At 73.5% G+C, this 543-nt stretch carries 1 protein-coding gene; it reads right to left on the bottom strand.

Annotation, left to right across the window (positions count from 1 at the left end):
* Nucleotides 1-148: 148 nt before the first annotated feature.
* Nucleotides 149-543: IclR family transcriptional regulator C-terminal domain-containing protein (locus FQ705_RS27625; RefSeq protein ID WP_313955681.1), on the bottom strand; the 395-nt coding region annotated here is incomplete at its 5' end.

Below are 543 nucleotides of genomic sequence, written 5' to 3'. Positions count from 1 at the left end.
TGGCTTCGAGGGCTGTAAGGGCGGCCGCGTCGTCCTCATACGCGAGCGCGTCGCGACGGTTCGCGTGGCGACGCATCGGTTCGTGGCCCGCGGCCTGGTCCGTGCGAGACGCGCCTCGCCAGCCGTGCCGCGCGTCATCGCGCCGGCCTCACAGCACGTTGAGCATCGCCAGCGCGGTTTCCTGCAGCGAGGGCAACACGCGCGCGAGGGCGGCCTCGGCCGTCTCGCCGCCGATCGGCATGTTGGTGCTGAGCGCGGCCACCACCTCGCCCTGGCGGTTGCGCAGCGGCACCGCCACGCCGCGCACGCCTACCTGCAACTGCTGCTCGATCACCGCGTAGCCGTCGTCGCGGGCCTGCTCGATCTTCTGCCGCAGCCGCGTCTTGTTGGTCAGCGTGTGTGGCGTGTAGGGCGGCAGCTCGGTGGTCGCGAGCCAGGCCGCCACCTCGTCCGGATCGTGCCGGTGCGCGAGCAGCACCACGCCGGCGGAGGCCAGCGGCGCCGGCACGCGCGCGCCGAGCACGAAGCCGGTGCTCATCACGC

This window comes from Paraburkholderia sp. BCC1884, from assembly GCF_900996225.1.
Classification (GTDB): Bacteria; Pseudomonadota; Gammaproteobacteria; order Burkholderiales; family Burkholderiaceae; genus Paraburkholderia.
The sequence above is the reverse complement of the archived record's forward strand: the minus strand, read 5'-3'. Positions and strand labels throughout refer to the sequence as shown.